Raw genomic sequence first — 26,996 nt, 5'->3', positions numbered from 1 at the left:
ACCAATAGAAGGGTATTAGTCACTAAATTTCACCATCCCCCCATACCAACCATAACTCTCCTCAAAAAACCCCCTCGTCTCCCCACTCCCCTTATAAAAACTCTCCCAACCCCTCTCCCTCAAAATCCCCTTCCAACTATCACTCTCCACCATCCTCTTAATAATGCTATCCCAATAAGCAACCTCTTCCTCTGTCATATCTTTCGGGCCCATGATCCCTTTCCAGTGTTGGAATATGACGTCGATCCCTTGTTCTTTCCATGTTGGGATTTCTGGTAGTCGGTCTAGTCGTTTTGGTGCGGATACGGCTAGTATTTTTATTTTACCGGCTTTGTATTGTTTTTCGGCTTCGGATAGGGTCATGGTTGCGGCATTGATTTGTTTATTCGTTAGAGCGTTTATGATTTTTTCTTTGTTTTCGTAGACGAAGAATTGTAGTTCGGCAGGGTTTATGCCAAATGCTTTACTTACTTGTACGAAGGATAGGTGATCGTCGTTTCCTAGGCCGGGGGCAACGCCGATTTTGAAGTTTTTCTTGTCTTGTTTTAGTTGTTCCATTAGTTGGTTTGCGTTTTCTATGTTTGATTCTTTTGATACGACAACGACTTCCCAATCTGATGCTAATGTTGCGAGCGGGGTGAAGTCTTTATATGTTAGTTTACTGTGGCCTAGTAGGTTGTTCGTTATGAGTAAGCTTGAGTTAATCGCAAGTACGTGACCGCCTTTTTGTTTCGTATATTTCCATCCGACATCACCACTGCCGCCTACTTTATTTGTGACTTTGATTGGTTTGGTGAAGATTTTTTCTTCTGTTAGTGTTTTTTGCATCGCCCGTGCTGTTAAGTCCCATCCTGCTCCTTGAACGTTCGGCGCAACGATTTCTACTTCTTCTATGTTCACTTTATTCCTGTGCGTTTTTTCTACGGAACAACCAGCTATTACTCCTGTCATGATCCATATACATAGTAATAATCGTTTTTTCATAGTCCTCGCCCTATTCGATATTTTCGTTCTGGTCGTCCGATAATGCCGTATGTGTACTCTACTGTACATTCGTTTGTCGCTACTAAGTATTCTAAATATCTTCTTGCGGTTGTTCTGGAGGCACCCATTTGTTCTCCCATTTCTTCTATTGTAATTCCCTCTTCGAATCCTTTTATAATCCCTTTCACCTTTTGAAGTGTTAGTGGATCAACACCTGTCGGTAAGTTTTTCATGTCTTGTATTTGCGAAGTGCCGAAAAAATTATCGATTAGTGCTTGATTTACTTCATTGTTACTATGTAATAATTGCTTCTTTCTTTTATAGTCTTCAATTGTGCGGACAAATTTATCTAACGTGACCGGTTTTATAAGGTAGTTGCTTACGCCGTTTCGAATTGCCTTTTCTAACATATGGTTTTCATTCGCCGCTGTAACCATAATGACGTCAACGTTTGGAAAGTCAGCATGGATTTTCGGCAATAAGTCTGTACCAATTCCATCTGGTAAATAATTATCTAATAGAAGTAAATCGATTTCTTCCTTTTGTAGTAGTTCCATCGTTTCTTTTGCGTTCAATGCTTTTCCGATCACTTTTACGTCCTTTATTTTTAATAAAAACTCCTCTTGAATTTGCGCTACGCGGAAATCATCTTCTGCAATTGCAACCTTCAACATATGCCCATCCCCCTGTTTGTCATGTACTTTCTCTCAATGTTTTTGGAAGGTAAATTGTAAAAATAGCTCCCCCATTTTTCTCGTTTTGAATTTCAATTGTTCCTTCTAGTAGATCTACCATTTCTTTCACGTTTGCTAGCCCGTAACCACGATCATTTCCTTTCGTTGAAAATCCTTTTTGAAAAATAGTTGCGATTTTTTCCGCCGATATCCCTGCTCCACTATCTATCACTTCAAACACAATATCGTGTCCAATATCCGTAACAAAGAAGGAAACACTCTTCCCCTCTCGTTCACTCACCGCATCAAACGCATTGTCGATTATGTTTCCAAGGATCGTAATAAGGTGCGAAACTTTTATATGGTCTGGTAACAGTTGAAGCGCACTATCTCCTTCAATATGAAAATCAATTTTCTTCTCAGATGCTGTTCCGAGTTTTCCTAATAAAATAGCTTGTACTTTCGCATCGTGAATTTGATGGAATAAAATATGGTTTTGGCTTTGATGAATATTAGATTCTTGCTGGATAAATTCAATCGCTTCTTTGTAATGTCCTAACTGAAGTAATCCTGATAAGACGAAAAGCTTATTTGTAAATTCATGCGTTTGAGCACGTAAGTCCTCTGAATATTTTCTTACCTCAGATATTGTGTTCACAAGATTTTGCAATTCGGTTTTATCTCTAAAACTACATACAACACCTACCGTACTGTTATTTTCGAGTATCGGTGTCATGTTTAAAATAAACACTTTATCTTGAAACGCTATTTCTTGATCGTTTTCTAGCACTCTTTCCATATGAAAAGCCGGTAAAACTTTTGAAATGTGTTGCTGTACATAATCATCATTTACATGCAACATCTCTTCTGCCGAAGTGTTCATCATCGTAATAAAACCATTTTGATCAATGGCTATAATACCTTCTTTTATAGATAGTAGTATCGCGCTTCGTTCCCGGTATAGCGCTGCGATTTCATTCGGCTCTAAACCGAGTGTATCTTTACGAATACTACGTGCTAAAAGAATACCGCCAATGATTCCAACTAGTAATACCGCTAAAGAAAAGAGTATGATTTCTTTCGTTCTGCTCAATATGTTAGATTCAATACCTTTTATTAAAAACTCTACTGTCACAACGCCTACGACTTGATCATAGTCTCCGTTATGAATAATAATAGGTGCTTTCGCCATTAAAGCCGGGCCACTTGCACCATTTCCTTCGAGCGTATAATAGCCACCAAAAGTGAGTGCTTCATAGTTATATGGATTATTACTCTTTGTACCAATCAACTCCGAATTAGAATGTGAATACATAACCCCATAGCGATCTTCTATAATGACATAATCTGCACCAGCTTGCTCACGAACTTGTTCCGCAATGGATTGAATGATACTTTTATGCTCGTTATATTGAAAAGCCTCTTTTATAGCTGGCATAAAAGAAAGTGACTTCGCCGTTTGCAGAGCTAATTGCTCCACTTGACGTTTCGTATCAACAGACTGAATGTAAACAAATATCCCCGCTAACAGAAGAACGACAAATAAAATTAACGTAATAATTAAGCCTAGTATTTTCGTTTGTAATGACACTTTTCGTGATTTCTTCATACTTCATATCCTTTGATAAAATATTCAAAACTATCAATCTCCTTTTTCTATTATTATGACAAAACTGAAAATGAATCAACTATAAAAACCTCCATGTACATAAAGTACAAAAAGAATAAAATTGTCATAATATTGAGATTTAAATTCAAGAACAGTACAATTCAACTATATTGAACGCGCTTTCATAATTATCATTTTATTTATAAGCAAGAGGAGGAATTATTATGGCTCAAGCAAAATCTAACCGAGTCGCCGGCAATATCTTCAAAGGTTCTGTCGGCAATTTAATTGAATGGTATGACTGGTACGTTTACTCTGCTTTCGCTGTTTACTTCTCAGCAGAGTTCTTTCCTAAAGGAGATCCAACGAGTCAATTACTGAACACAGCCGCTATTTTCGCAGTCGGATTTTTAATGCGCCCTATCGGCAGTTTGCTAATGGGACGATATGCAGATCGGCACGGACGCCGGGCAGCATTAACGCTTTCGATTACGGTTATGGCCGGTGGTTCTTTAATTATTGCCTGTACACCGAGTTACGAAAGCATCGGTATTATGGCACCAATTATTTTAGTTCTTGCCCGTTTACTGCAAGGATTATCACTTGGCGGAGAGTACGGAACTTCCGCAACGTATTTATCTGAAATGGCTAGTAGTGGTCGCCGTGGTTTTTATTCAAGTTTTCAATATGTAACGCTCGTTGCTGGACAGATGGTTGCGTTAGGCGTTCAAATTGTTCTTCAGCAATTACTAAGCGAACCAGATATGAAAGCTTGGGGATGGCGTATTCCATTCATTATTGGTGCGATGGGAGCAGTAGCTGTATTATGGCTTCGACGTACAATGGATGAATCAGAGCAGTTCTCAAATATGGAATCGAAAAACCGCGAAAGCGCAGGAACCGTTCGCGCTCTTATGAAACACCCGAAAGCAGTATTAACAGTAGTCGGCCTAACACTAGGAGGCACTGTTGCATTTTATACGTACACAACATATTTACAAAAATTCATGGTAAACACAGTCGGTCTTCCGAAAGAAGTTGTGAGCTGGATTAACTTTGTCGCACTACTTATTTTCGTTGTGCTTCAGCCGATTGCGGGGCTATTATCCGATAAAATTGGACGCCGCCCACTCTTAATGGCTTTCGGTATTCTCGGAACGTTACTAACAGCACCGATCTTCTTCTTTATGGAAAAAACGACAGAACCAATCGTAGCATTTTTACTCATGATGGTCGGCCTTATTATCGTTACTGGTTACACTTCCATTAACGCAATTGTAAAAGCAGAACTCTTCCCAACTGAAATTCGCGCACTAGGCGTAGGTTTACCTTATGCACTAACCGTTGCGATATTCGGCGGAACAGCGGAATTTATCGCATTATGGCTAAAGAGTATCGGAATGGAATCACTATTCTATTTCTACGTAGCTGGATGTATCGCGATAAGCTTTATTACGTATTGGCGTATGGATGAGTCATCGAAGACTTCGCAGATTGAGGCGGAGCTTAGTGGTGGGGATAAATTAGCTAATAATAAATCTAGTTAAAGTTATGTATTCTATGTTCTTCGTTTATCTGAACTCGATGAATCTCCTTCTTGGCAGGGTAAAGATGTTGTTGGTGCTTTAGAGGTAAGATTAGGATTTACCATTGATGTAAAGGTAACTGTGAATGGAGCGCCACAATACAAAGTACATAACAGCAAGGGTAAAAGATACTATGTATCAGCAATTGAAGCCTATTTGTATGTAAAGTAAAAGGTACAAAAGGGCATCCACTTAAATGATACTTTTTAATTTAAATCAACAAAAGAGACCGCAAATGTTAGGGCTCTTTTGTTGATCTTTCTCCATATGTAACTTTCTCTTCACTTACTCCAAGCTAGATAACATGGTTCATTGAAATATTCAATCTTAAAGAAGGCTTGTTCTTCAAAAAATTCATTTCTTGCCCTCAAAATCTAGCAAAGTAGCTATTCAATAAATTTTTTCTCTGAATCCAAAAATTTATAAAACCTATTTAATAAATCTTCCTTCGTAGTTGGGGTATCTTGGGGCATATAAGTAATTAAACTTGTCATATCTTCAGGATAATCATGTCTATCATAAAACTCTGCAATTCTATTTAATAGTTCATCCTCATCAGTAATCTTTTCTTTTAACTTAGATAAGTAAACGAATCTGAGTTTACTTATCTCATTCTGTAATTCTTCACTATTTTCTTCTAGATTAGGAAAGTAGAAATCTTTAATTTCAAACAAAATTTTATCTAAATCACTAGAATCAATTCCCCAAGCTAGTTCATTAACAAAAGCTTCATCATCACCGGCTTCCATTAGTTCCACCGCATAATCAGAAATGACATTCGGTTCGAAATATTTTTTATTTACACCGGTATAAATAGTTTTCCAATCATACTTAAGACCTTTGTTCTTAAAATCTATTAAATCCATATAATTCTCCTTTTACTTTTTTGGAACTTGATTTGGTTTCCCTGTAACAGTACCATTTTCAATAAATCTTCTATGACTTACATTTCCATTTGGTTCAACAATCCACTCAAAGACACCTTTTTTACCACCGTTGCTTCCTTCTATTTGGAAGAATCTTCTATTAATGCGATCTCCTCCTACTAATGGAAATTCATCAGCAAATCTTGAGTAATTATCAACAATATCAGAAAAGCCATGTTCCTTAGGGACATGAGGAAACTCTTTTACTATGATGGGCTTTCCTTTTACATCTCTTCCCCAAATAGGTTTTACTTTATCAATCTTTTCTCCACTTCCAACTCGCTTTCCATCAATAACAGGTCCCTCTAATTCCTCAATTACTTTTGGATTATCTCCGCTGGTTTTATTACTGGTATTATCCATCCCTTTAGTAGCATTTTCCTCTTTATTAAGTTTACCATTCTCTTTAACTTTATTAATACGCTCACCAGAAGATGGAGAAGACTCGAATTTTTGAAGAGTAGCCTTAGCATTTTGAATCGATTTATCCCAAACCAATCCACCATGTACAACAGCACCAACACCAGCCGCTGTAGCAACTGCATCTAATGGAAGAACAATTGGTGATGCTAACCCACCACTTCCTACTTCTGCGACGAATGTTAAGAAATTAGCCCCACCTACTAAAGATGTAGCCATGTTGCAAGAAATTTCAAATCACAGCACACCACAAATCACACTAAAATACATTGGTATCAACAAAGAAGAAAAAGATAATATTCTTGATACATTTTTTATTTAAATTTATCGAAAATCAACATAGATTTCCTTTTCCATACTGATCACACATCTTTTGTAGATTAATAATATCAATATATCCAAATTTAGTAGATTACTTACAAGAATTTCGCACCAAAACCACCTTAAATCAGTATGCCACAATTATCATAAAACAAGTTAAACAGCAACGTAATCAAAAGTTATTCGAAGCATCTAGAGCAGCATATGAAATTGGCAGAAAGGCAGATATTTAGATAGAAAAGAATTTTTTTCATAAAAAAGACATGCTAAATTATAGCATGTCATCTTTTAAAGATTTCTCCCAAGACGTTTAAAGTATTCTTACTAAAAGGATATTTATAAACAAAAGCTTTATTTACATTTCTAATAACTTTTCACGTAAAACTAATTCTTCATCTGTCATGTATCCTTTATGCATTTCTTCTGTGATTTTATCGTAGTTAAAACACAACACATTCTCATTACCTATAAATCCAATAGGGTAAAGAACACCTACATAATCAAATTCACGTTTATCTTCTGAAATAGCCATTCTTCCAATAATCATAACGCTTTGTTCCATATCTTCTAGCTTAACTACTGTTCCAATTGGTAATAGTTTCATTGATACTTTTGCCTTCTAAATATTAAATAAATTTTACGAATTATAAATCCACTGCTTTTTCTTATTGTCTATACGTTTATAGATATACTCTACTGTAAAGTATGCAATAACATTGCAAATTAGTAACAAACCTATAAGTAAAAGTTTATCTTCTAACCGTATAGTAGAAGAAGCCCCAATTAACAACATAAACATAATACATACAGTAAAAGTCAGAATTCTATTTATTGTACGCATATCTTAATTACTCCAGTCTTATATTAATCCCGTTTTTTTGTAAATTTATCATAAAATTTCTCTTGCGCCCACCGTCCGAATTTTAAAAAACATATTAAACCTGCTCCCAAAAGAATGAGAACGATAGTTCCTAACAATTTTTCCCACAAATTGTTGGATGGAGTAATCATTAATCCTATAATAGATACAGATATTACGACATAAACTAAAATATATAATGGTTTATACGATGGAGTTTTCATATCATTTTTTCTCCTCAGGTTTTTCAAATTTTAAACTACTTCCCACAGTAAAACCCTCTAAAGCAGGAACCGTTATACCAGTTTCTTTTCCAACGCTACCTTTCAAACCTATTGCGCCTAATCCCACTGCAATAGCTGCTACTTTTACACCACTAGTTCCTTTCGATGATTTTGATTTTTTTCTTGGTTCCTGAAGTTTTTCAATATGGTTTTTATAAAAATGATACAAAGCAAAACCATACAAACCAAATGAAAGAATAAAATAGATGGAAGTTTGTAATTGTAACACTTCATAAGCATATTTTTGAGTTATAACCACTAATCCGACTGAACATATGGTGCCATATACTCCTCGAAATAGAGTGTATTGTAATTGTCGTTTCCGAGGATTGATAGCAATCCCTATCGCCCACAAATTTAAAAAAATAACTGGAGGAGTTACTATATATACATAGAGTAATCGAAAAGGATTCGCAAAAGCAGGTAAAAGAACAAACACGTCTGCCCCCAAAAGGACAAGACCAATTACATGGACTCTTATTTCATTTACAGGATAAAGAGCCATATAATGTGCAAAAGCTTTCTTATTAAAATCTATACTTTTTTTCATGTTAATTAAACCACCCTGCTACTGTTCCAATCGGTAAAAGTTTCATAGCTATTTATTCTCCTTTTTTAAATTTATCCATAATATTATGAGCAACTATATTCCATAGTAAAGAAAGTACGGTAACAAAAAGTACAGCTAAAGAAAAATAAATCCTATCCTTCCATGTATCATGTACATTCATGCCCATTATAATCATTATTAACGCACCAACACATATAACTATTTTTGAAAATTTTCGCATTCTATTATCTCGCTTCCTTCTCAAACTTAAATGAAAATCCCCGCCATAACCGTTAGGCGAGGTTGCGGAAAAACCTGATTCTTCACCTGCATGGAATTTATAACCATACCGGCCTATTATAATCTCACCTTTAATACATAATGAGCAAAATATATATTGGTTAATTTCACCAAACGCATTATGATGTATTATTCTGAACTTTTAAACGCTTTATCTTTCTATTGAATATTAGAATATAAATATTCAATTCTAATCATTAAATATTCTACTTTTTCTTGCTTTACAAGATTTTATGCAAAAAAGACCACCAAAAGGCAGTCTCAAAACTCAATCCTATTCCCCATCCCGCACTCCACCGCTTTCTCATACAAATACTTCGCAGCGATAATATCTACTACTGCCAAACCAACTGATTTGAAAATAGTAATCTCTTCATCATTTTCGCGTCCGGTTTTTTCCCCGCTTATGATTTGTCCAAGTTCGGCGTGGAGATTGCTAGTTTTATCGGAATTTGAAGGTCATCTGTTTCTAGATCATATTCAATTAAGAAATCCTACAAATGCCTCTTCTTCCTCATCTATAAAACCTACAAATATAATTTCTTCAATATCCTCATGATTAAATACAAATGTATACTCAGGATTAATGTAGCCTTCTGGATAAAAACAGCCAATATAGTCATACATCACAGGTTCTTTAACCATAAGTTTTTGTTTTCTTCCATAAATCACAATTTTCTTCGTCCCACCTTTTAATAGAACAATAGAACCATTTGGTAAAAACTTTTCTTTAGAAAATTGCATAATTCCCCATCCTTCCTTTATCTAAATGTAATTCTATATTCATGATGTTGCTTCTCCCTTTTCTTTTCCGCAGTCTTTACTGACTATAGGAGAACCACGATTATATACTTAAAATTCAATACAGACTCTTTAAATGGTTTCATGTGTTCTACCTCCACCTTCTATATGCTTCCTTAAATAATAATACCTATGGAGTTCCATAATGAAATGAAACAACATAAACGAAAGCATGGAGTATACACACATTAATACAATTGCTACCATCTTTTGTGTTGCAAAACCAAGACTGATATTAGCAATGAGTTGACCCAATCCTACAAAAGCCAATACTCCGAAGCCAGAATTTTTTTTCGATGACTTTGATTTTTTGATTGGTCCCTGAAGTTTTTTAATATGGTTTTTATAATAATGATTCAAAGCAAAAATATACAAACCAACTGAAAAAACAAAATAGATTGGAGTTTGTAATCCTAACATTCCATATGCAAACTTTTGGGTTATAACTAATAATCCTACTGAACATACGATGCCAAATACCCCACGAAATAGAGTGTATTGTAATTGCCGTTTCCGAGGATTTATAACAATCCATATTGTCCATAAATTTAAAAAAACAACTGGTGGAACTATTATGTACATATATATCGGTTGAAAAGGATTCGCAAAAGCAGGCAAAAGCACAAATATATCTGCTATCCCAATCACAAGAGTAATTATAGTCGATCTTATATCATTTACAGCATAAAGAGCCATATAATATTCAAAAACTTTTTTATTAAAATCTGTATTTTTTTTCATGTTAATTAAACCACCCTGCTACTGTTGACCAAGTTTTTTTCGCACCCGTTTTCACCATATCCTTAATACTATCATCTTCACCATCACCATCTAAATCAACATCCCATTTTACACCTTCTGTTAAGTATGTTAATCCTACTGAAATACCGAATCCTGCTGCTGCAACTACCAAAGCTGGTGCAGCAGGAAAAGCGGCAACGGTCAGAACCGCAGCCCCTACAGTTGTTGCTCCTCCTACTACAACATTACCAATAATATCTCCTGCAATTTTATCACTCGAGGCATTATCTTTAATATTATCACTTGTATCTGTATATGAATCTATAGCTACACTAGCCCATCCAAGCCTATCCTTTAAGGCCATTTTAGCTGCGCTTCCTTTTTTTAACATAGCTTCTATTTCTTTTATCTTAGGAGTAGCTGTTCCATTTTCGATTTTTTTTTCGATATCATTTACATAGTAAATCTTATGATCTCTATGCCGTCCATTAACTTTTTTATTATCTTTAACAGAATCATAACTCTCTCTTACAAGAACTCGTTTGTTTTTTCTATCAAAGTCTTTTTTTATCTCATAACCATTCCTTACTTTATAAACTGTATTCCCTACTGCAGCTGCACCTGAAAGTGTTCCGAATATATTCCCCATTCCATCTAATGGTACCATCGGATCAAAGCCAGTCATACCTAAAAATGACTCTTTTTTGTCTACTTCACCAGATTCAGAATCCTTATTTAACCTTTCAACTTCACGAGCTTTATCTTCTGTAATTTTTTGAATAGGACCCGTCCAATCCATATTCAATCCTTGTGTACTAAATGTACCGCTGACAACACTAAACCCTTTCCCACTTTGAACTTCCGCAAGACCTGCAGCAATGCTAGTTGCTAATTGAAGTGCTGTACTATAATTATTACTAGAGGTCTGATTGAATTGATACAAATGATCCAGCTTTTCTTGCAGTTTTTGCCTCATAACAATAAAAAGATTTACCATGGCATCCATACCCGGCATTGGCATAGCTTGATTAACAGCTTCCATACTTGTTTTCATTCGGTCAATTTCTCGAATTTGTTCTAACACTTCTTGTTCAATAACATCAGTTGAAGCTACCTGTGATTGAAATTGACTTGGAAAGGCATTATTCTGACGGATTAGTTCTTCACATAAGTAAATAATTCCTTGCGCTAAAGGACGAAAGGTTTGTACAAAAAATGCTTTTGCACTGCTATATGTTTGCCCCTGTAACACAGTATCAGTTGCAAAACTGAATTGCTTGTTCCATACCTTGAATGGTGGCCGTACATACAGCGTTCATACTTTGAGTTTGGTTCTGTACTTCTCCCAAATACATATTTAAACTCATGAATTAGCCTCCTTTACTAATTGTTGTTGCTGATGTGAAAGATCATTTTCTAAGTCACTAAGATCTCGTTTCTCTTTAAACAATGTTTCTTTTTGGCTTTCCAATTCAAATGTAAGTTTTCGTTCGATGTATTGTGCTTCTTGACGCATATCCATAAAAAACAATGACATTTCTCTATCTTTATGCCAAGTTCCTAAAATACGATCAAACAAACGATGGTTTTGATTCTTCCATACATGAAAATCTTCTTCTACTTTTTCCTGTTTTTGAATCGCAGATTGATTTCGGTCCTGTTCTTCAAATACACTTCGTAACTTTTGATTTAACTGTGTAATTTTGTTTTCAATATCTCGATCCATCTTTTTCCTCCTACTATTTTACTTTACGTAGGTTGTTACATTAGCGAAAAGTGTTGTGAAGTTCGTTATCCATTCTCTCAAATTCATTAGATACCAAATGAATATTATCAACCGCTTGTTGAAAGGCAGTGGAAAATTGTTTCGTCAAGTCTAAAACTTGCTGATTCGCTTCTTGTGCTTTCAAATTAACAGATAATGTTGTACGCGTCGCCTTTGTTATAGAACGAGTTGTTGCACCTTGAATCCTATCAGAAGCTGATCCCATTTTCGTAGCAATTTGCGTTGCTGTTTGTAAATTACTTTGAAATTGTCCCATTCTTTCAAACCCTTTCTATAAGTTTTCCAAACGCATCAAAGAAATCTCATTAAATATATATCCCTATCAATATCACTCGCTGGGCACGCAATCAAATGAGCCATACAATATAAGCTGTATGGCTCATTTGAAATGCTTGTTATATAGAATAAAGCGTTTTTAATTCAAACCGAAATTACGTGATAATTCTTCATCATGAGAAGCAACAGCCTCTGCAGTTTTATTAAGCTGCATATTAATTTCTTGCAATAGCTGTGCAAAGTTTTGTACTTTTGGCTTTAATTCATTGAACTGTTGATCAAAACCTTCGAAAGCACGACCTTCCCATTCTCCTCTTAATTCATTTTGTAAGTTTTGTAATTGACGTAAAATATCCTCAATTTGATTTGCACCTTGTCCATATCGAGTCGCTTTTGATTTAAGCTCCTCTGGTGACATACGAATTTGTCCAGCCATTTTCATTTCCCCTTTAATACATAATAAGCAAAATATATTTTGGTTAATTTTACTAAACATATTATACTGTATTATTTTGAACTTTTAAATATTTTATCTTTCTATTGAATATTAGAATATTATCAATTCTAATCATTAAATATTCTACTTTTTCTTGCTTCAATTGTTTCTAAAATATAGAAAAGAATACCTAGATCAAATATCTTTTCAGCGTTAGAGATATTATTTCCGAATGTAATAATAGGTGCATTTAATCCAAATCTTTCATTCCATAGCAGCAAATGTTCCGTCGATGTGAGAAAGATCATACACAGCGCCCTCAACACTATCTATTGGATGTAAAATTGTGTTTAATATTCCTTTAAGTTCATCTAACACCGCTTCATTTTGCCCTTTTTTGTAGTTATGATATTGCCCGATAATAGGAGTATTTTCTATCTGGCGAATAAATTTTTCGTACAACTGATCCATCGCTTCTACGTTATTTTCAACAGTATCTTTAAGTTTATCAAACAACGTTTCTTCTATGTTCTTCTTTTACCTGAACTCGATTTGCTTTATCTAAAAAAGCATAATTCATTCATATATAATTTAAAAACCTCTACTTATATGTAGAGGTTTTTGTATGACGAAAAAACACGTAGTTCCATTGTTATTTTACAAACCCCAAATTCTTCCTCATCTTAAAGTGGAACAAATTTATTACTTAGAGTGTCTAATAAGTGTATTTCTAATATGAGTTGTCCAAATTGGATACAACATATCCCGTTTGACATCTATTTTTATGTATTACAAAAAAATGAAAGGACTTATTATCCCAAAAAGTGAAAAATATGCATCGTAATACTACGGTTAAGTATTACAAGTTTAATACTTTCACAGGTGAACCATTACAAGTGAAAATAAAAAAGAAATAATCCAAACCGTGACTTATCAATCATATAAAGTGAAACTTTAATCAGTGGGGGTTTTGTTCATCCCCCCACTGATTATTAGCCTTCACCAATCGGGCTTTTACGGGCAGCCCGACCCCCACCTAACTTCTTTGCTTCCGCTGAATTTTGAGGTAGGGGTCTTACTGCCCGGCGAATAGCGGGATAAACGTTTTGGATGTCCTTTAACCTGTGAAATTTTAGCTGCAGTAGTATTGTTACCCTATGCCATCTTTAATTGCATTGGTATTTAGAATACCTAGACAAAATCCATATATTCTTGAAAGAGGTTGAAAATTTATGTTCGTTTTAAACAAGTTCTTTAACATTTTACATTACAAAAAGATTGTGCCTGTAGTATTACTTTCATGTGTATCACTTATAGGCTGTTCCAATAGTAACACTCAATCTGAACCACCTAAACAAACGAATCAAGCTAATCAAATTAAACAAGAAAATACAGGTAATCAATCTTTTGCTAAACTTGAAAAAGAATATGATGCTAAGCTTGGTATTTATGCACTGGACACAGGTACGAATCAAACTGTTGCTTATCATTCAGATGATCGTTTTGCATTTGCATCTACATCTAAATCATTAGCTGTGGGCGCTCTTTTACGCAAGAACTCATTAGAAGCTCTTGATCAAAGGATTACGTATACTCATGAAGATCTTTCTAATTATAATCCGATTACTGAAAAGCATGTTGATACAGGAATGACGTTAAAAGAACTTGCAGATGCTTCTGTTCGATATAGTGACAGCACAGCACATAATTTGATTCTTAAACAGTTAGGGGGGCCCTCTGAATTTGAAAAAATCTTGAAAGAAATAGGAGATACTGTTACTACTTCAGAACGATTTGAACCTGAATTAAATGAAGTGCATCCAGGAGAAACACATGATACCAGTACACCAGAAGCGATAGCTAAGACACTTCAATCATTTACATTAGGAACTGCACTTCCAATAGAAAAACGTGAACTATTAGTAGATTGGATGAAGAGAAATACAACTGGAGATAAATTGATTCGTGCGGGCGTACCAAAAGGATGGGAAGTAGCTGATAAAACAGGCGCGGGATCTTACGGAACAAGAAATGACATCGCAATTATTTGGCCACCAAATAAAAAGCCGATTGTTCTCGCCATACTTTCTAATCATGATAAAGAAGATGCTAAATACGATGATAAACTTATTGCAGACGCAACCAAAGTCGTGTTAAATACCTTAAAAGCTACGGAATAAATGATAATAGGTTAAAAGTTTTCTATTTTAGGCGGGTGTTTTCATCAACTAAAAATTTAATAGTGTCCCAAAAACGAAATTTGGTGCTATCCCTAAAACATCTGGACTGTAATAGCCAACTAAAAAATGCAAACAAAACGACCTTTAATCAGTCGTTTTGTTTGCATTTCCTTTTTCTAAAACCACAGAAAAGATAAGTACTATAGTTAACAGCATAATAAACCTTACTTCACTTCCATCACTTACAAAAAATGAATACAAAGTATACATTAAAATTAATATTCCATAAATAATTTTGTGCAATGTACTCCCCCCTTTTTGCCGTATATATTTTAGTGTGAAAATTTAATTCAAGCCCTATATCAAAATGAAAATAAAAAGCACCTGTGATATACACAAAGTGCTTTTCTCTTGTCAATTTATCTATTTTCACTATATTTATCTATTTTCTTTTTATAACTCAAATTTCTTCGAATCGTACTTTTCTAGAGTTTGCTGCAATTCATCTTGTTTATATGGAATATGTTGATCTGTCTGTACATCTTTAACATTTGCTCCACCTGTTAATAATCTCCTGTACTTAAAAGAGTGCCCTGTTAATACTGTTGTAATCATTTTGTATTGCCCTCCTTTTGTTTGATTACTTGTATCATAAAACAAGTATCTGAAGTTGATATGTAGTTTATCTAGAGTGTATGTAAATTTAAAAAATCTCTAATAAAATGTTTATGTTGTAACGTTACCACCAAAACTAGTGCTTCAAACACCATGATTTGAAGAGATAGTCCCCCATGTTCTAGCCTCAATTCCTCCTACAGTTCTATATTGAGTAAAACTAGTTAATCCCTATAATATAAAAAGAGCACCACTTTTTGGATGCTCTTCGTTATAACTATATATTATTTAATTTCCTTCTTTTGTTGGCACCATTTTTCCTTCTTGAGAGTCTGTACCTTCTGTTCTTTCAACAGTTTTTGCATGCTCTGGTTTTTCAGGGGCTCCCATTTCAAATCCAGGTTGAGAACCTGTACCTTCTTTTGTTGGTACCATTTTCCCTTCTTGAGAACCTGTACCTTCTGGTCTTTCAACAGTTTTTGCGTCTCCTTTAGGAGTTGCTGGCACTGCATCTTTAGGTAAATCAAAGTTTTGTGAGAAAGACGTTGTTCCATCTGCACTCTGTGTAATTACTTGATTTGAACTACCTTCATTTGATTTTAAATTGTCCATTTTCGCATCATCTGCACCTACTGCACCTCCCGCTACCAATCCTGTACTTAAAAGTGCTCCTGCTAATAATGTTTTAAACATCTTTCATTACCTCCTGTTTATTTGTAATATTCATCAAAAAAGTATCTAGAGTTAATGTTTTAGTCATTATCTTTATCTACTTGCTTTTTGATTACATTTAGCATAAGACAAGAATCTATAGTTGATATGGACTGTATCTGGAGATTATGTAAAGAAAAATAGATGATCAATTGTATATCCTAATGGATGCTTAGACAAGATTGAAACTTTATATGAGCTTGAACAATTGAGTTCCCCTTTGTTTTTGGGTGTGAGGTTTTTAACTGGAGTGAAGTGAGGGACTAACCTTTTCTAATATGAAAGCAAACTTTTTATTATTAGTTCACATTCATATTTTCAACTCTTTTATTTTTCTATAATAAAAATAAAAGAGTAATCGCAAAGACTACTCTTGTTTCTTTTTCTTCTCTTCTTTTTGAATTTCAGATACTGATTTTTCAGGTTTTTTTACAAGTTCCCCTAATTTTCCAGAACGTGAAAGTTTATCTTCAAAATTCTTCGTAGTACTAATACTAGCTGAGAAATTCAATTCTTTATCATTATTTATATATCCATCCACAGAAGGAACTCCCATCGGATTTACTTCATGTTTTGTGAAAGTAATCGATTGCACATCTTTAATATTATAACGAATATACTTTTCTATCCGTGTTTCTTGGTCTTTCCAAAACTTTTCTTCTTTTTCTTTTTGTTTTAAGTATTCCATAGTAAAATGCCCTCCTGCTATGAGTATCACAGCAGATACAACTAAAATCATTACTTTCTTCATTGGAAATTCTCCTTATAAAAAACACTTACCAATGCATTTTTCTTAGAATGGGATACAAAAAAGAGTAGTTCAAAGACTACTCTTGTCTTTTTTCTTTCTCTTCTTTTTCAATTTTGGATACAGACTTTGCTGGTTTTTTTATTAGTTTTCCAAGTTCTCCAGAACGTGTGAAATCATCTTCGAAATTTTCTGTAGTACTTATACTAGCTATAAAATCTAATTCTTTATTATGATTTATATGGCCTTCTAAATAAGGAACGCCCATTGGACTTACATCTTTTTTTGTAAACGTAATAGATTTTACATCTTCAATATTATAACGAATATACTTTTCTATCCGTGCCTCTTGTACCTTCCAAAACTTTTCTTCTTTTTCTTTTTTCTTTAAGTATTCCATAGTAAAATGCCCTCCTGCTATGAGCATCACAACAGATACAACCAAAATCATTACTTTCTTCATTGGAAATCCCCTTATATTCAAAGCTAGTTAACATATGCTCTTTCTAAAATAGGGTACAGAAGCCACGAGTAGTTGCAAGAACTACTCGTGGTTTTTTGCTTTCTCCTCTTTTTCAATTTCGGTTACTGACTTATCAGGTTTTTTTATCATTTCATCTAATTCTCCAGAACATCCAAAATCATCTTCAAAATTTTCCGTAGTACCTATACCAGCATCAAACCATAATGCCTTATCACCATATTAACGCACCAACACATATAACTATTTTTGAAAATTTTCGCATTCTATTATCTCGCTTCCTTCTCAAACTTAAATGAAAATCCCCCGCCATAACCGTTAGGTGAGGTTGCGGAAAAACCTGATTCTTCACCTGCATGGAATCTATAACCATACCCGCCTATTATAATCTCACCTTTAATACATAATGAGCAAAATATATATTGGTTAATTTCACCAAACGTATTATAATGTATTATTCTGAACTTTTAAACGTTTTATCTTTCTATTGAATATTAGAATATGAATATTCAATTCTAATCATTAAATATTCTACTTTTTCTTGCTTTACAAGATTTTATGCAAAAAAGACCACCAAAAGGCAGTCTCAAAACTCAATCCTATTCCCCATCCCGCACTCCACCGCTTTCCCATACAAATACTTCGCAACGATAATATCTACTACTGCCAAACCAACTGATTTGAAAATAGTAATCTCTTCATCATTTTCGTGTCCAGCTTTTTCCCCGCTTATAATTTAACCAAGTTCGGCGTAGAGATTGCTAGTTTTATCGGAATTTGGAGGTCACCTATTTCTAGATCATATTCAATTAAGCAATCCTACAAACGCCTCTTCTTCCTCATCTATAAAACCTACAAATATAATTTCTTCAATATCCTCATGATTAAATACAAATGTATAATCAGGATTAATGTAGCCTTCTGGATAAAAACAGACAATATAGTCATACATTACAGGCTCTTTAACCATAAGTTTTTATTTTCTTCCATAAATCACAATTTTCTTCGTCCCACCTTTTAACAGAACAATAGAACCATTTGGTGAAAATTTTTCTTTAGAAAATTGCATAATTCCCCATCCTTCCTTTATCTAAATGTAATTCTATATTCATGATGTTGCTTCTCCCTTTTCTTTTCCATAGTCTTTACTGACTATAAGAGAACCGCGATTATATACTTAAAATTCAATACAGACTCTTTAAAAGGTTTCATGTGTTCTACCTCCACCTTCTATATGCTTCCTTAAATAATAATACCTATGGAGTTCCATAATAAAATGAATCAAAATAAACGAAAGCATTGAGTATACACACATTAATACAATTGCTACCATCTTTTGTGTTGCAAAACCAAGACTGATATTAGCAACGAGTTGACCCAATCCTATAAAAGCCACTACTCCGAAACCAGAGTTTTTTTTCGATGACTTTGATTTTTTGATTGGTTCCTGAAGTTTTTTAATATGATTTTTATAATAATAATTCAAAGCAAACATATACAAACCCACTGAAAAAACAAAATAGATTGGAGTTTGTAACCCTAACATTCCATATGCAAACTTTTGGGTTATAACTAATAATCCTACTGGACATACGATGCCAAATACCCCACGAAATAGAGTGTATTGTAATTGTCGTTTCCGAGGATTGATAGCAATCCATATTGCCCATAAATTTAAAAAAGCAACTGGTGGAACTATTATGTACATATATATCGGTTGAACAGGATTCGCAAAAGCAGGCAAAAGCACAAATATATCTGTTATCCCAATCACAAGAGTAATTATAGTCGATCTTATATCATTTACAGCGTAAAGAGCCATATAATATTCAAAAGCTTTCTTATTAAAATCTGTATTTTTTTCATGTTAATTAAACCACCCCGCTACTGTTGACCAAGCTTTTTTCGCACCCGTTTTCACCATATCCTTAATACTATCATCTTCACCATCACCATCTAAATCAACATCCCATTTTACACCTTCTGTGAAATATTATTCCCTTCTCGAAAAGAAGATCCACCCATTAATAAAATCTAGGCTTATCAAAAATTTCAAAAAGCCAAAGATTTTGCTGGTATCGAATCTATTGGGACTCACACCATGCGCAAAACCTTCGGCTATTGGTTCTATAAATAAACAAAAGATTTCGCTATGTTGTAAGAAATACTCAATCATAGCACCTCATAAATTACACTTAAATATATTGGCATCAATAAGGAAGAAAAAGATAATATACTAGATAATTTCTATATCTAATCATATATGATCAACATAAAGAAAAATTTGATATACAATCAGATTTAAAAAAATTACTTAATAATTCTTTGAATTAAATTGGAGCTGATTCTCACTCGATTTTCTACTTAAAAAACATGATTACTATATATTTCACCAGAATACAGATTCAAAACTATTTAATTAAAGACTAAAAAAAAGCATCTATCTTTAGATGCTTTTTTCAATCAAAAAACTATTTTTCTTTTTTCCATGATATTCGAAATTCCCCACCATGTTCTTCCGTTTTAATTTTAACCTTATATGTATCATCCTTAGGCACTTTAATATTTTTTTCGCCTTCGCCACTATTAAACTCTAGTATTGTATTATCATTTGAATCCACAACATAAGCAATTATAGTTCCTTGTTTAGTTTTATCATCAAAAGAAAAAATCCAATTCTCACCTTTTTTAACTTTCCTATCTTGAGTTGCAGATCCAGTAAATTTTCTATAATCTCCAGATATACTACCTGATACACTATCTGAAGAACCATGAACTTTACCACCAACAATAGTTCCCTCTCTTGTAAAACAACCACTAAGAATTACTAAACACAAAACAAATAAAATCGTATTTTTAAAAATTTTCACCATCATTACCCCTTCTATTCCCAATAAAATTTTCACCATTAAACTTATAAAAATAACTATAATAAAAAATTATATCCATTGATAGATATTTAATTAATTTTACACTTCAGCTAAGGCTTACAAGTATCTCGTATGACTTATCTCAAAATCCTTATCAATGTTAAAGTTATTCATTTTTAAGACTAGAAACAAATTAATATTGTAAATTCAAATTTTAGGGGTACTACCCCCATCTTCAAATAAAGAATATATATATGTTTAAAACTAATTATATTTTTTTACCTTTAAAGGAATAGATATAAAATACAAATCTATAGCATAAATAGTAATCAAAATACCTTTACCTTCATCAGCAAACTTTGATTGATGAAACTGTTCTGAAACTTTTCTTTTTCCCCATTTTTTAGGAAACCATTGAAATCCTGAAAACATATAATTAATCTACCTTTTCATTAAAATTTTGCTAGTTTATTTCTTAACTCTAACTCTTCAACTGTTTCAAAACCTTTAAAAAACAAACTAGCAATTTGATTATGATTAAAAAATACATTGTATTCTTTAGACAATTTTCCTTGAGGATATGGATAAGACACGTAATCCCACATTTTATTTTCATTCACTTGTCCCTGTTTTCTACCGTAAACCATAAGAGGTTGATTAATTCCTTCAACAAGAACCACAGCTATTACATTTCCATTCTTATCAATAACTACTCTCAAATTGTTAATACGCCTTCAATTAGCTTTAGCACCAATAGATTCTTTGAAAGTTTGTTCGTAACAAATAGTATGATTATAAATTTTAAAAATAAATGTTATAGTCACCCAAAATAAAAAGCGTGAGCTATTGGACCCACGCTTAAGAAGCATTTTAGTTTAAGTGTTTTTATAAAAGTTAATTTTTTAGTTATTATTTTTATACATTTTTTGTTCTTGTCCCCAAACTTCAATTAAAGTTCTAAGTTCATAAGAAGCAAATAAATTATTACAGGGTTATAACCCCTACTATAAGAAATACTATTATTACCAAAGGAAGAATGATAATCATAAAGGACACTATTATTGTTAATAATGCTTTCCATGCTGAAAATTGGTGTGCTTCTCCTAAACATTTTAAGGAAATAATGATTGTCCAAATTCCAATAACTACATCAATTATGGCAAAAATAAGAAACAAAATCGTTAAAGTTATGCTACTATCCATTTTCGGTGTCTCACTCGTAAAGTTTTCAATCCCAAACAAGAAAAATGAAGGCATCCAAACTAATATAAGAGAATAAACGTAAGGGATATAAGAATAGGCAACTGAGTAACGTGTTTTTTCAAAGGTACCTTGTCCACCAAGTTTTTTTGCCACCCAATTAAATAACGCTGGTAGCAAAAAATAATAAGTTAAGAAAACAATGAAGGTACCGAATATAACTATTGAGATTATTGAAAATGGACTACTTATTGAATCCGCCACATTTTTAGAAGATGCTCGATCTAAAGTCTGTACGAATGAGCCTAATAAAATGAGTAAAAACACATTCTTAGGTTTGGATATAAAAATTTCTTTCATTGTATCACGTGGTTTTGTCCAAATGGAGAACCAAGGATTAAGTGCACGTTTAAATTGATTTTCTGGAGTTTCCATAAAAAAACATTCCCCTTTCTTAAAACATATTAAATACAAATTCCTAATTATCCCAGTTATGTACATAGAAATATTAAAGCATAAATAGTCGATTATTTAAATATAAATATTCAATCATTTAATTTCATCTGAAACTTAGGGGGAGTGCTTCTTGGCAATTACCTCTATATTGTCTTGCATTTTTAACTATGGGCTGAGTAGTTACTTTCATTTTTGAGTACCTCACATTCCTTAATAAATTGGATAAACAGTTATAATCTTATCATTAATAAGAACAAACCTAATTTCCATTCCTTCAGATGTTTTACTAGAATATAATCTTCCACTTATACATCTTTTATTGCTATAAGTCTCGTGAATGGCTTCCATAAGAAGAATGCGATTATATACTTGAAATGCAACAAATTCTCTTTAAAAGCCTATACGTATTTTCCCCCCATCTTCTATATGCTTCCGTAAATAATAATACTTATGGAGTTCTATAATCATATAAAACAAAGCAAACGAAAACACTGTGCATGCACACATAAATACAATTGCCCCCATCTGTTGTGTTGCAATGCTAAGAATTATATTAGCAATTAACTGCCCCGATCCCGCTGCAATAGCTGCTACTTTTACACCACCAGTTCCTTTCGATGATTTTGATTTTTTTCTTGGTTCCTGAAGTTTTTCAATATGGTTTTTATAAAAATGATACAAAGCAAAACCATACAAACCAAATGAAAGAATAAAATAGATGGGAGTTTGTAATTGTAACACTTCATAAGCATATTTTTGAGTTATAACCAATAATCCCACTGAACATATGGTGCCATATACTCCTCGAAATAGAGTGTATTGTAATTGTCGTTTCCGAGGATTGATAGCAATCCATATCGCCCACAAATTTAAAAAAATAACTGGCGGAGTTACTATATATACATAGAGTAATCGAAAAGGATTCGCAAAAGCAGGCAAAAGAACAAACACGTCTGCCCCCAAAAGGACCAGACCAATTACGTGGACTCTTATTTCATTTACAGGATAAAGAGCCATATAATGTGCAAAAGCTTTCTTATTAAAATCTATACTTTTTTTCATGTTAATTAAACCACCCTGCTACTGTTGACCAAGTTTTTTTCATTTCCCCTTTAAATACATAATGAGTAAAATATGAATTGGTTGATTTCACCAAACATACTCTAAGATTTTATTATGAATTTTTAAATATTTAATCTTTCTATTGAATATTAGCATATAATCAATTCTAATCATGAAACATTCTACTTTTTCTCGCTTTGATTATTTCTAAAATACTGAAAATAACCCCTAAATCAAATATCTTTTCAGCGTTAGAGATATTATTCCCGAATTTAATAATATAGGTGCATTTAATCCAAATCTTTCATTCTATTAGTTAATCTTAATACCCAATCACCCTTTAAATATATTAAGGACGGAATATATAATCTAACATGTCATTAAAATTATATTTGAATATAAGGGAAATTTTATGATAAGACATGCAAATATAGACAGTCGCTGACCATTAGTCTACAACCAATCCCACTCTCTACAAAAATATATCAACGATTATTCAATTATATCGATCGTAACTTCGAATATATCGACGTTTCGGCACAACATATCGATTTACTGACAAATTCCGCAAAATTCAGCGCCAAAACGAAAAAACTGCCGACTTTTCAAAGTAACTAACTCTAGAGAAAGAAAATTTTCATTTTGGGGGTACTTCAAAATTTTATCTCGATGGCATTTGGCGATACCCCAGTTAGCAATACGTATGTGAATGTAAATTAAGAAGAAGAAAAGACCGCCTACTATAAGCGGTCGATTTTCACTAAGTATTTTTTAATGCTTGTTTTAATGTTTCACCTGTTTGTTCAAGCCATTCTAGGGGAGCTAGTTTTAAAGCAGGAAAATAAATATCTGTATAATATTCAATGAATTCTTCTTTTTTTTCCGTGGATAGATCACTGTTTAAAAATGCAGTTATGTAATTTATAGTATTTTCTATACAAATTTTGTGAGCTTCTTCTATAAATTCGTGTAAGGCTTTTTCTGGTGTTCCCATATCTTGATGGAATGTTCCATCTAAAAAATCACTTAATTCTTCATAAATATAATCTTTATCATTCATAAATAGCCTCCTAAATTTCTATCTTATGGGGAATCCTGTTCTAATATAACTTCCTTCTCCATCTTTTTTTAAGACAATTTTAGCATTCGTTACCTCTAAAACATCTTCAGATGTTCTTAATATAGATCGACCAATAATTTCATCACCTCTATACCTTAACGCTAAAGTTGGTGGGCTGTAGGGATCAGCTAGCCACCTTTCTATTTTACGTATATTTTGAGGATTAGTTAATACTGCATCAGCAACTTTTTGGGCTTTTTCTAAATCATTAAAAGATGAAGACCCAGTGATGTTCTGATCATCTATTAATCGTTGAGCCAATGCCTCATCAGGTATTTCAACATGTCTTTCTATTAAATGTCCGCCTTTATCTTCGTGTTTCTTTAAATCACCATCAAATACACGTGGACTATATTGATTGGATCTATCTATGTTTTCAGCAAATGAAAAAGTATCTTTGGCTTTATTAAAAGTACTGTAATCAAAAGATTTTAGATTAAATGCATTGGTATCGGCAAGAGCAAATTGATTTTTTGGCATTAGAATATTATTCAGCATGTCAACACTTTGCTTAAACTTATCGAAATTTATTACGTTTTTAATACCTTGTATAAAGTTTACACTTTCACTAAGTTTTGAGGTTTTGCCTAACTTTGATACTTTACCTAATTTTGAAATTTTATCTACACCTTTTGTTCCTACAAATAATTCGGCAATTGCTAATTTAACTTGCATCTCTACATTTCCAACCCATTTAGCTCTGCTATTCCAATCTCCATTTACAACATCTTGATTCCACGAATCAGAAATTGCTTGTTCTACAGCAGCAAATGTTTCGTCGATGTGAGAAAGAGCATACACAGCGCCCTCAACACTATCTATTGGATGTAAAATTGTGTTTAATATCCCTTTAAGTTCATCTAACACCGCTTCATTTTGCCCTTTTTTGTAGTTATGATATTGCCCGATAATAGGAGTATTTTCTATCTGGCGAATAAATTTTTCGTACAACTGATCCATCGCTTCTACGTTATTTTCAACAGTATCTTTAAGTTTATCAAACAACGTTTCTTCTATAATACTGGTTTCTTTAGAATGATGTTTTTTTTCTTCTGTAATCGCTTGAATAGAAGTTGTCCACTCCATATTCAACCCTTGCGTACTAAATGTACCACTTGCAGGACTAAAGCCTTTTCCACTTTGAACTTCCGCCAAACCTGTCGCAATGCTAGCGGCTAGTTGGAGTGCAGTATCATAATTACTACTAGAAGTATAATTAAATTCATATAGATGTTCTAATTTTTCTTGCAGTTTTTTCCTCATGACAGTAAAAAGATTCGCCATAGCGTCCATACCCGGGATTGGCATAGCTTGATTGATGGCTTCCATACTTGCTTTCATTCGGTCAATTTCTCGAATTTGTTCTAGTAACTCTTGTTCAATGACATCAGTTGAAGCTATCTTTGATTGAAATTGACTTGGAAAAGCATCATTCTGACGGATTAATTCTTCACATAAATAAATGATTCCTTGCGCTAAAGGACGAAAGGTTTGAACAAAAAATGCTTTTGCACTACTATATGTTAGCCCTTGTAACACAGTATCAATTGCAAAAGCGTCAATTGACTGAATCGCTTGTTCCATGCCTTGAATGGTAGCGATACATACAGCATTCATGCTTTGAGTTTGGCTTTGTACTTCTCCTAAATACATATTTAAACTCATGCATTAACCTCCCTTGCTAATTTTTGTTGTTGATAAGAAAGGTCGTTTTCTAAATCACTAAGGTCTCGTCTTTCTTTAAGCAACGTTTCTTTTTTGTTTTCCAATTCAGATGTGACTTTTCTTTCAATATGTTTTGCATCTTGATATGTATTCATAAAAAACTGAGACATTTCTCTATCACCATGCCAAGTTCCTAAAATTCGATCAAACAAACGATGGCTTCGACCTCTCCATTCATAAAAATCTGCTTCCGCTTGCTCCTGAATGTGAATCGCGGATTGATTTCGGCCTTGTTCTTCAAATACACTTCTTAACTTTTGATTTACTTGATTAATTTGTTTTTCAATATCTTGACTCATCATATTCCTCCTACCATTTTACCTTTACGTAGGTTGTCACATTAGCGAAAAGTGTTGTGAAGTTCATTATCCATTCTCTCAAACTCTTGGGCTACTGAATGAATATTATCCACCGCTTTCTCATACAAATAATTCGCAACGATAATATCTACTACAGCCAAACCAACTGATTTGAAAATAGTAATCTCTTCATCTAGGGGTAGCGTCCTATCTCCATCAACTTAAAAATTTAATAGTGTCCTCAGAATGAAATTTCGTGTTAACTTGTAACAAAAAAAAGAGGAGCCATCTCCTCTTAATAAATAAACACTATTTAATTTGTTCCTTATACTCATGGTTAACAAGTACATACCATTTTCCTGTATCAAATTTTTCTTTATTAATCACGTAAACTTTACTTTCTCTCCTTACCTCCCCTGGTTTTAATTCCTTAGTAATAGTAGAGGTCTCGCCTTTTTCAACCCCATAACTACTAGCTGCCCACACATCACTTTGGTAAGCATTATCATTTTCATCCACTAAATCCACTGATGGTAAAACGGCTAATTTCATCGGTTCGTTTGTGATGTTTTTCCCTTCTGCTTCTACAACAATAAAGACATGTCCATCTTCAGGTTTTTGGAATCCTATACTTTCTTTACCAACCTTATCTCTTTCTACAACTCTTTTTACAGTTACATCAAATTTAGGTGTATGAAAATCCTTGTTTACAGCATACTCTTTTTCTTTTATTTTTGATTTCTCTTTTGTTTGTTCTGTATTTTTCTGCTTTGTATTCTCTTTCGTTTTCGCCTCATCAGTTGTTTGCACTTTCTTTTCTTCTTGTTTAGAATTGGTTTCTTTAGATTCTGAAGAAGTTTTGTCGGATGTATTGCCGCAACCAGATAAATTGAATACTAAAGCGCCACCTAAAATACATGTAGTAAATTTTTTCAACATCTCTTTTTATCCCCCAATAACACGATATGTAAATTCC

The 26,996-nt window shown here is 33.3% G+C and carries 30 protein-coding genes and 11 pseudogenes; 5 read left to right on the top strand and 36 right to left on the bottom strand.

Annotated elements, in window-relative coordinates; translation table 11 throughout:
• Positions 1-15 precede the first annotated feature (15 nt).
• The 3 genes from MHI07_RS04780 to MHI07_RS04770 are packed head-to-tail and all read right to left on the bottom strand — an operon-like array spanning position 16 to position 3,267.
• Entirely contained in the window at positions 16-984 is a 969-nt protein-coding gene (locus MHI07_RS04780; RefSeq protein ID WP_340822219.1) for a tripartite tricarboxylate transporter substrate binding protein, read from the bottom strand.
• Positions 981-1,658, bottom strand: coding sequence for a response regulator (locus MHI07_RS04775; RefSeq protein ID WP_078175152.1), 678 nt, complete (start codon positions 1,656-1,658; stop codon positions 981-983). Before MHI07_RS04775 ends, MHI07_RS04780 begins: the two co-directional genes overlap by 4 nt.
• Positions 1,659-1,677: 19 nt before the next feature.
• A complete protein-coding gene (locus tag MHI07_RS04770) occupies positions 1,678-3,267 on the bottom strand; it encodes an ATP-binding protein (protein ID WP_078175153.1) in 1,590 nt (529 codons plus the stop codon).
• A 224-nt stretch (positions 3,268-3,491) separates the two neighbouring features.
• On the opposite strand from MHI07_RS04770, the gene MHI07_RS04765 reads away from it, so the two are divergent.
• Together MHI07_RS04765 and MHI07_RS04760 are read left to right on the top strand one after the other, a co-directional pair.
• A complete protein-coding gene (locus MHI07_RS04765; protein ID WP_078175154.1) occupies positions 3,492-4,814 on the top strand; it encodes an MFS transporter in 1,323 nt (440 codons plus the stop codon).
• A gap of 39 nt (positions 4,815-4,853) precedes the next feature.
• Positions 4,854-5,024 (top strand): annotated as a pseudogene (locus tag MHI07_RS04760) (N-acetylmuramoyl-L-alanine amidase); the annotation flags it as partial.
• Positions 5,025-5,239: 215 nt separating this feature from the next.
• On the opposite strand, the gene MHI07_RS04755 reads toward MHI07_RS04760, so the two are convergent.
• Positions 5,240-5,719, bottom strand: a complete 480-nt coding sequence (locus tag MHI07_RS04755; RefSeq protein WP_078175155.1) for a DUF2247 family protein — start codon at positions 5,717-5,719, stop codon at positions 5,240-5,242.
• Positions 5,720-5,731: 12 nt separating this feature from the next.
• Positions 5,732-6,409 (bottom strand): annotated as a pseudogene (locus tag MHI07_RS04750) (hypothetical protein); the annotation flags it as partial.
• Between MHI07_RS04750 and MHI07_RS04745 the strand changes: the two are divergent.
• Positions 6,402-6,521, top strand: a pseudogene (locus MHI07_RS04745) (tyrosine-type recombinase/integrase); the annotation flags it as partial. The pseudogenes MHI07_RS04750 and MHI07_RS04745 sit on opposite strands and share 8 nt — an antisense overlap.
• 354 nt (positions 6,522-6,875) lie before the next feature.
• On the opposite strand, the gene MHI07_RS04740 reads toward MHI07_RS04745, so the two are convergent.
• From MHI07_RS04740 to MHI07_RS04685, 12 genes and pseudogenes are all read right to left on the bottom strand, one after another.
• Entirely contained in the window at positions 6,876-7,124 is a 249-nt protein-coding gene (locus MHI07_RS04740) for a DUF4176 domain-containing protein (protein ID WP_000771621.1), read from the bottom strand.
• A gap of 33 nt (positions 7,125-7,157) precedes the next feature.
• On the bottom strand, positions 7,158-7,361 hold the full coding sequence (locus MHI07_RS04735; protein ID WP_078175158.1) for a hypothetical protein: 204 nt from the start codon (positions 7,359-7,361) through the stop codon (positions 7,158-7,160).
• Positions 7,362-7,384: 23 nt separating this feature from the next.
• Entirely contained in the window at positions 7,385-7,603 is a 219-nt protein-coding gene (locus MHI07_RS04730; RefSeq protein ID WP_000856860.1) for a hypothetical protein, read from the bottom strand.
• Positions 7,604-7,712: 109 nt separating this feature from the next.
• Positions 7,713-8,213 (bottom strand): annotated as a pseudogene (locus tag MHI07_RS04725) (hypothetical protein); the annotation flags it as partial.
• Positions 8,214-8,774: 561 nt separating this feature from the next.
• Positions 8,775-8,983, bottom strand: a pseudogene (locus MHI07_RS04720) (ornithine cyclodeaminase family protein); the annotation flags it as partial.
• 10 nt (positions 8,984-8,993) lie between these two features.
• Complete coding sequence (locus tag MHI07_RS04715; protein ID WP_070146215.1) at positions 8,994-9,257, bottom strand: DUF4176 domain-containing protein; 264 nt, start codon at positions 9,255-9,257, stop codon at positions 8,994-8,996.
• 129 nt (positions 9,258-9,386) lie between these two features.
• A complete protein-coding gene (locus MHI07_RS04710; protein WP_070169883.1) occupies positions 9,387-10,055 on the bottom strand; it encodes a hypothetical protein in 669 nt (222 codons plus the stop codon).
• Position 10,056: 1 nt separating this feature from the next.
• Positions 10,057-11,422, bottom strand: a pseudogene (locus tag MHI07_RS04705) (T7SS effector LXG polymorphic toxin).
• The gene (locus tag MHI07_RS04700) at positions 11,419-11,781 is read right to left on the bottom strand and encodes a DUF3958 family protein (RefSeq protein ID WP_078175281.1); all 363 of its coding nucleotides are present in this window, start codon (positions 11,779-11,781) and stop codon (positions 11,419-11,421) included. Before MHI07_RS04700 ends, MHI07_RS04705 begins: the two are co-directional and overlap by 4 nt.
• Positions 11,782-11,821: 40 nt before the next feature.
• Positions 11,822-12,097 (bottom strand): TIGR04197 family type VII secretion effector, encoded by a 276-nt coding sequence (locus tag MHI07_RS04695; RefSeq protein WP_078175282.1) that lies wholly within the window; start codon positions 12,095-12,097, stop codon positions 11,822-11,824.
• A gap of 159 nt (positions 12,098-12,256) precedes the next feature.
• On the bottom strand, positions 12,257-12,553 hold the full coding sequence (locus MHI07_RS04690) for a WXG100 family type VII secretion target (protein WP_000918597.1): 297 nt from the start codon (positions 12,551-12,553) through the stop codon (positions 12,257-12,259).
• 267 nt (positions 12,554-12,820) lie between these two features.
• A pseudogene (locus MHI07_RS04685) lies at positions 12,821-13,081 on the bottom strand (hypothetical protein); the annotation flags it as partial.
• 704 nt (positions 13,082-13,785) lie between these two features.
• On the opposite strand from MHI07_RS04685, the gene blaIII reads away from it, so the two are divergent.
• A complete protein-coding gene (gene blaIII, locus MHI07_RS04680) occupies positions 13,786-14,733 on the top strand; it encodes a class A beta-lactamase BlaIII (RefSeq protein WP_078175225.1) in 948 nt (315 codons plus the stop codon).
• Between the two features lie 144 nt (positions 14,734-14,877).
• On the opposite strand, the gene MHI07_RS04675 is transcribed toward blaIII, so the two are convergent.
• From MHI07_RS04675 to MHI07_RS04635, 9 genes and pseudogenes are all read right to left on the bottom strand, one after another.
• Positions 14,878-15,036 (bottom strand): hypothetical protein, encoded by a 159-nt coding sequence (locus tag MHI07_RS04675; protein WP_002159080.1) that lies wholly within the window; start codon positions 15,034-15,036, stop codon positions 14,878-14,880.
• Positions 15,037-15,186: 150 nt separating this feature from the next.
• Positions 15,187-15,348 (bottom strand): hypothetical protein, encoded by a 162-nt coding sequence (locus MHI07_RS04670; protein WP_340822208.1) that lies wholly within the window; start codon positions 15,346-15,348, stop codon positions 15,187-15,189.
• Between the two features lie 288 nt (positions 15,349-15,636).
• Complete coding sequence (locus MHI07_RS04665; RefSeq protein WP_078175224.1) at positions 15,637-16,041, bottom strand: alpha-ketoglutarate permease; 405 nt, start codon at positions 16,039-16,041, stop codon at positions 15,637-15,639.
• Positions 16,042-16,426: 385 nt separating this feature from the next.
• Positions 16,427-16,810 (bottom strand): DUF1433 domain-containing protein, encoded by a 384-nt coding sequence (locus MHI07_RS04660; RefSeq protein ID WP_078175223.1) that lies wholly within the window; start codon positions 16,808-16,810, stop codon positions 16,427-16,429.
• Positions 16,811-16,886: 76 nt separating this feature from the next.
• Entirely contained in the window at positions 16,887-17,270 is a 384-nt protein-coding gene (locus MHI07_RS04655; protein WP_078175222.1) for a DUF1433 domain-containing protein, read from the bottom strand.
• Positions 17,271-17,351: 81 nt separating this feature from the next.
• A pseudogene (locus MHI07_RS04650) lies at positions 17,352-17,504 on the bottom strand (DUF1433 domain-containing protein); the annotation flags it as partial.
• Positions 17,505-17,874: 370 nt separating this feature from the next.
• Positions 17,875-18,045, bottom strand: a pseudogene (locus MHI07_RS04645) (ornithine cyclodeaminase family protein); the annotation flags it as partial.
• Between the two features lie 48 nt (positions 18,046-18,093).
• Positions 18,094-18,357: pseudogene (locus MHI07_RS04640) on the bottom strand (DUF4176 domain-containing protein).
• Positions 18,358-18,486: 129 nt separating this feature from the next.
• Complete coding sequence (locus tag MHI07_RS04635; protein ID WP_078175221.1) at positions 18,487-19,110, bottom strand: hypothetical protein; 624 nt, start codon at positions 19,108-19,110, stop codon at positions 18,487-18,489.
• A gap of 171 nt (positions 19,111-19,281) precedes the next feature.
• Between MHI07_RS04635 and MHI07_RS04630 the strand changes: the two are divergent.
• A pseudogene (locus MHI07_RS04630) lies at positions 19,282-19,545 on the top strand (tyrosine-type recombinase/integrase); the annotation flags it as partial.
• 214 nt (positions 19,546-19,759) lie between these two features.
• On the opposite strand, the gene MHI07_RS04625 reads toward MHI07_RS04630, so the two are convergent.
• The 10 genes from MHI07_RS04625 to MHI07_RS04580 all read right to left on the bottom strand — a co-directional run bounded on the left by MHI07_RS04625 (position 19,760) and on the right by MHI07_RS04580 (position 26,959).
• Positions 19,760-20,161 carry a hypothetical protein gene (locus MHI07_RS04625; protein WP_002202960.1) on the bottom strand — a complete coding sequence of 134 codons (402 nt, stop codon included), beginning with the start codon at positions 20,159-20,161 and terminating at the stop codon, positions 19,760-19,762.
• 261 nt (positions 20,162-20,422) lie between these two features.
• Positions 20,423-20,590, bottom strand: a complete 168-nt coding sequence (locus tag MHI07_RS04620; protein ID WP_000490950.1) for a hypothetical protein — start codon at positions 20,588-20,590, stop codon at positions 20,423-20,425.
• A gap of 20 nt (positions 20,591-20,610) precedes the next feature.
• On the bottom strand, positions 20,611-20,877 hold the full coding sequence (locus tag MHI07_RS04615) for a DUF4176 domain-containing protein (RefSeq protein ID WP_002114713.1): 267 nt from the start codon (positions 20,875-20,877) through the stop codon (positions 20,611-20,613).
• 265 nt (positions 20,878-21,142) lie between these two features.
• Entirely contained in the window at positions 21,143-21,793 is a 651-nt protein-coding gene (locus MHI07_RS04610) for a Yip1 family protein (protein WP_002114719.1), read from the bottom strand.
• A 411-nt stretch (positions 21,794-22,204) separates the two neighbouring features.
• Positions 22,205-22,876: a hypothetical protein gene (locus MHI07_RS04605; RefSeq protein WP_002114720.1), complete on the bottom strand. Its 672-nt coding sequence runs from the start codon at positions 22,874-22,876 to the stop codon at positions 22,205-22,207.
• A 760-nt stretch (positions 22,877-23,636) separates the two neighbouring features.
• Positions 23,637-23,936, bottom strand: coding sequence for a contact-dependent growth inhibition system immunity protein (locus MHI07_RS04600; protein ID WP_016101713.1), 300 nt, complete (start codon positions 23,934-23,936; stop codon positions 23,637-23,639).
• Between the two features lie 18 nt (positions 23,937-23,954).
• Positions 23,955-25,661 (bottom strand): RNase A-like domain-containing protein, encoded by a 1,707-nt coding sequence (locus MHI07_RS04595; protein ID WP_340822196.1) that lies wholly within the window; start codon positions 25,659-25,661, stop codon positions 23,955-23,957.
• The gene (locus MHI07_RS04590) at positions 25,658-26,020 is read right to left on the bottom strand and encodes a DUF3958 family protein (RefSeq protein ID WP_340822194.1); all 363 of its coding nucleotides are present in this window, start codon (positions 26,018-26,020) and stop codon (positions 25,658-25,660) included. Before MHI07_RS04590 ends, MHI07_RS04595 begins: the two co-directional genes overlap by 4 nt.
• Positions 26,021-26,061: 41 nt before the next feature.
• The gene (locus MHI07_RS04585; protein WP_176107997.1) at positions 26,062-26,205 is read right to left on the bottom strand and encodes a TIGR04197 family type VII secretion effector; all 144 of its coding nucleotides are present in this window, start codon (positions 26,203-26,205) and stop codon (positions 26,062-26,064) included.
• 124 nt (positions 26,206-26,329) lie between these two features.
• Positions 26,330-26,959 (bottom strand): hypothetical protein, encoded by a 630-nt coding sequence (locus MHI07_RS04580; protein ID WP_002069205.1) that lies wholly within the window; start codon positions 26,957-26,959, stop codon positions 26,330-26,332.
• Between the last annotated feature and the right edge of the window lie 37 nt (positions 26,960-26,996).

Source organism: Bacillus sp. FSL H8-0545 (genome assembly GCF_038006105.1).
Taxonomy (GTDB): domain Bacteria; phylum Bacillota; class Bacilli; order Bacillales; family Bacillaceae_G; genus Bacillus_A; species Bacillus_A cereus_U.
Note: the sequence above shows the minus strand (reverse complement) of the source record. Positions and strands in the feature narration are given on the sequence as shown.

Coding starts and splice junctions, on each gene's coding strand:
- MHI07_RS04600 (WP_016101713.1), bottom strand. CDS start 23,936: ATGAATGATAAAGATTATATTTATGAAGAATTAAGTGATTTTTTAGAT.
- MHI07_RS04695 (WP_078175282.1), bottom strand. CDS start 12,097: ATGGGACAATTTCAAAGTAATTTACAAACAGCAACGCAAATTGCTACG.
- MHI07_RS04620 (WP_000490950.1), bottom strand. CDS start 20,590: ATGTTTTCAGGATTTCAATGGTTTCCTAAAAAATGGGGAAAAAGAAAA.
- MHI07_RS04755 (WP_078175155.1), bottom strand. CDS start 5,719: ATGGATTTAATAGATTTTAAGAACAAAGGTCTTAAGTATGATTGGAAA.
- MHI07_RS04700 (WP_078175281.1), bottom strand. CDS start 11,781: ATGGATCGAGATATTGAAAACAAAATTACACAGTTAAATCAAAAGTTA.
- MHI07_RS04765 (WP_078175154.1), top strand. CDS start 3,492: ATGGCTCAAGCAAAATCTAACCGAGTCGCCGGCAATATCTTCAAAGGT.
- MHI07_RS04605 (WP_002114720.1), bottom strand. CDS start 22,876: ATGAAAAAAAGTATAGATTTTAATAAGAAAGCTTTTGCACATTATATG.
- MHI07_RS04730 (WP_000856860.1), bottom strand. CDS start 7,603: ATGAAAACTCCATCGTATAAACCATTATATATTTTAGTTTATGTCGTA.
- MHI07_RS04735 (WP_078175158.1), bottom strand. CDS start 7,361: ATGCGTACAATAAATAGAATTCTGACTTTTACTGTATGTATTATGTTT.
- MHI07_RS04595 (WP_340822196.1), bottom strand. CDS start 25,661: ATGAGTTTAAATATGTATTTAGGAGAAGTACAAAGCCAAACTCAAAGC.
- MHI07_RS04590 (WP_340822194.1), bottom strand. CDS start 26,020: ATGAGTCAAGATATTGAAAAACAAATTAATCAAGTAAATCAAAAGTTA.
- MHI07_RS04580 (WP_002069205.1), bottom strand. CDS start 26,959: ATGTTGAAAAAATTTACTACATGTATTTTAGGTGGCGCTTTAGTATTC.
- MHI07_RS04660 (WP_078175223.1), bottom strand. CDS start 16,810: ATGAAGAAAGTAATGATTTTAGTTGTATCTGCTGTGATACTCATAGCA.
- MHI07_RS04715 (WP_070146215.1), bottom strand. CDS start 9,257: ATGCAATTTTCTAAAGAAAAGTTTTTACCAAATGGTTCTATTGTTCTA.
- MHI07_RS04635 (WP_078175221.1), bottom strand. CDS start 19,110: ATGGCTCTTTACGCTGTAAATGATATAAGATCGACTATAATTACTCTT.
- MHI07_RS04770 (WP_078175153.1), bottom strand. CDS start 3,267: ATGAAGAAATCACGAAAAGTGTCATTACAAACGAAAATACTAGGCTTA.
- MHI07_RS04775 (WP_078175152.1), bottom strand. CDS start 1,658: ATGTTGAAGGTTGCAATTGCAGAAGATGATTTCCGCGTAGCGCAAATT.
- MHI07_RS04740 (WP_000771621.1), bottom strand. CDS start 7,124: ATGAAACTATTACCAATTGGAACAGTAGTTAAGCTAGAAGATATGGAA.
- MHI07_RS04655 (WP_078175222.1), bottom strand. CDS start 17,270: ATGAAGAAAGTAATGATTTTGGTTGTATCTGTTGTGATGCTCATAGCA.
- MHI07_RS04780 (WP_340822219.1), bottom strand. CDS start 984: ATGAAAAAACGATTATTACTATGTATATGGATCATGACAGGAGTAATA.
- blaIII (WP_078175225.1), top strand. CDS start 13,786: ATGTTCGTTTTAAACAAGTTCTTTAACATTTTACATTACAAAAAGATT.
- MHI07_RS04690 (WP_000918597.1), bottom strand. CDS start 12,553: ATGGCTGGACAAATTCGTATGTCACCAGAGGAGCTTAAATCAAAAGCG.
- MHI07_RS04625 (WP_002202960.1), bottom strand. CDS start 20,161: ATGGTGAAAATTTTTAAAAATACGATTTTATTTGTTTTGTGTTTAGTA.
- MHI07_RS04670 (WP_340822208.1), bottom strand. CDS start 15,348: ATGATTACAACAGTATTAACAGGGCACTCTTTTAAGTACAGGAGATTA.
- MHI07_RS04665 (WP_078175224.1), bottom strand. CDS start 16,041: ATGTTTAAAACATTATTAGCAGGAGCACTTTTAAGTACAGGATTGGTA.
- MHI07_RS04710 (WP_070169883.1), bottom strand. CDS start 10,055: ATGAAAAAAAATACAGATTTTAATAAAAAAGTTTTTGAATATTATATG.
- MHI07_RS04610 (WP_002114719.1), bottom strand. CDS start 21,793: ATGGAAACTCCAGAAAATCAATTTAAACGTGCACTTAATCCTTGGTTC.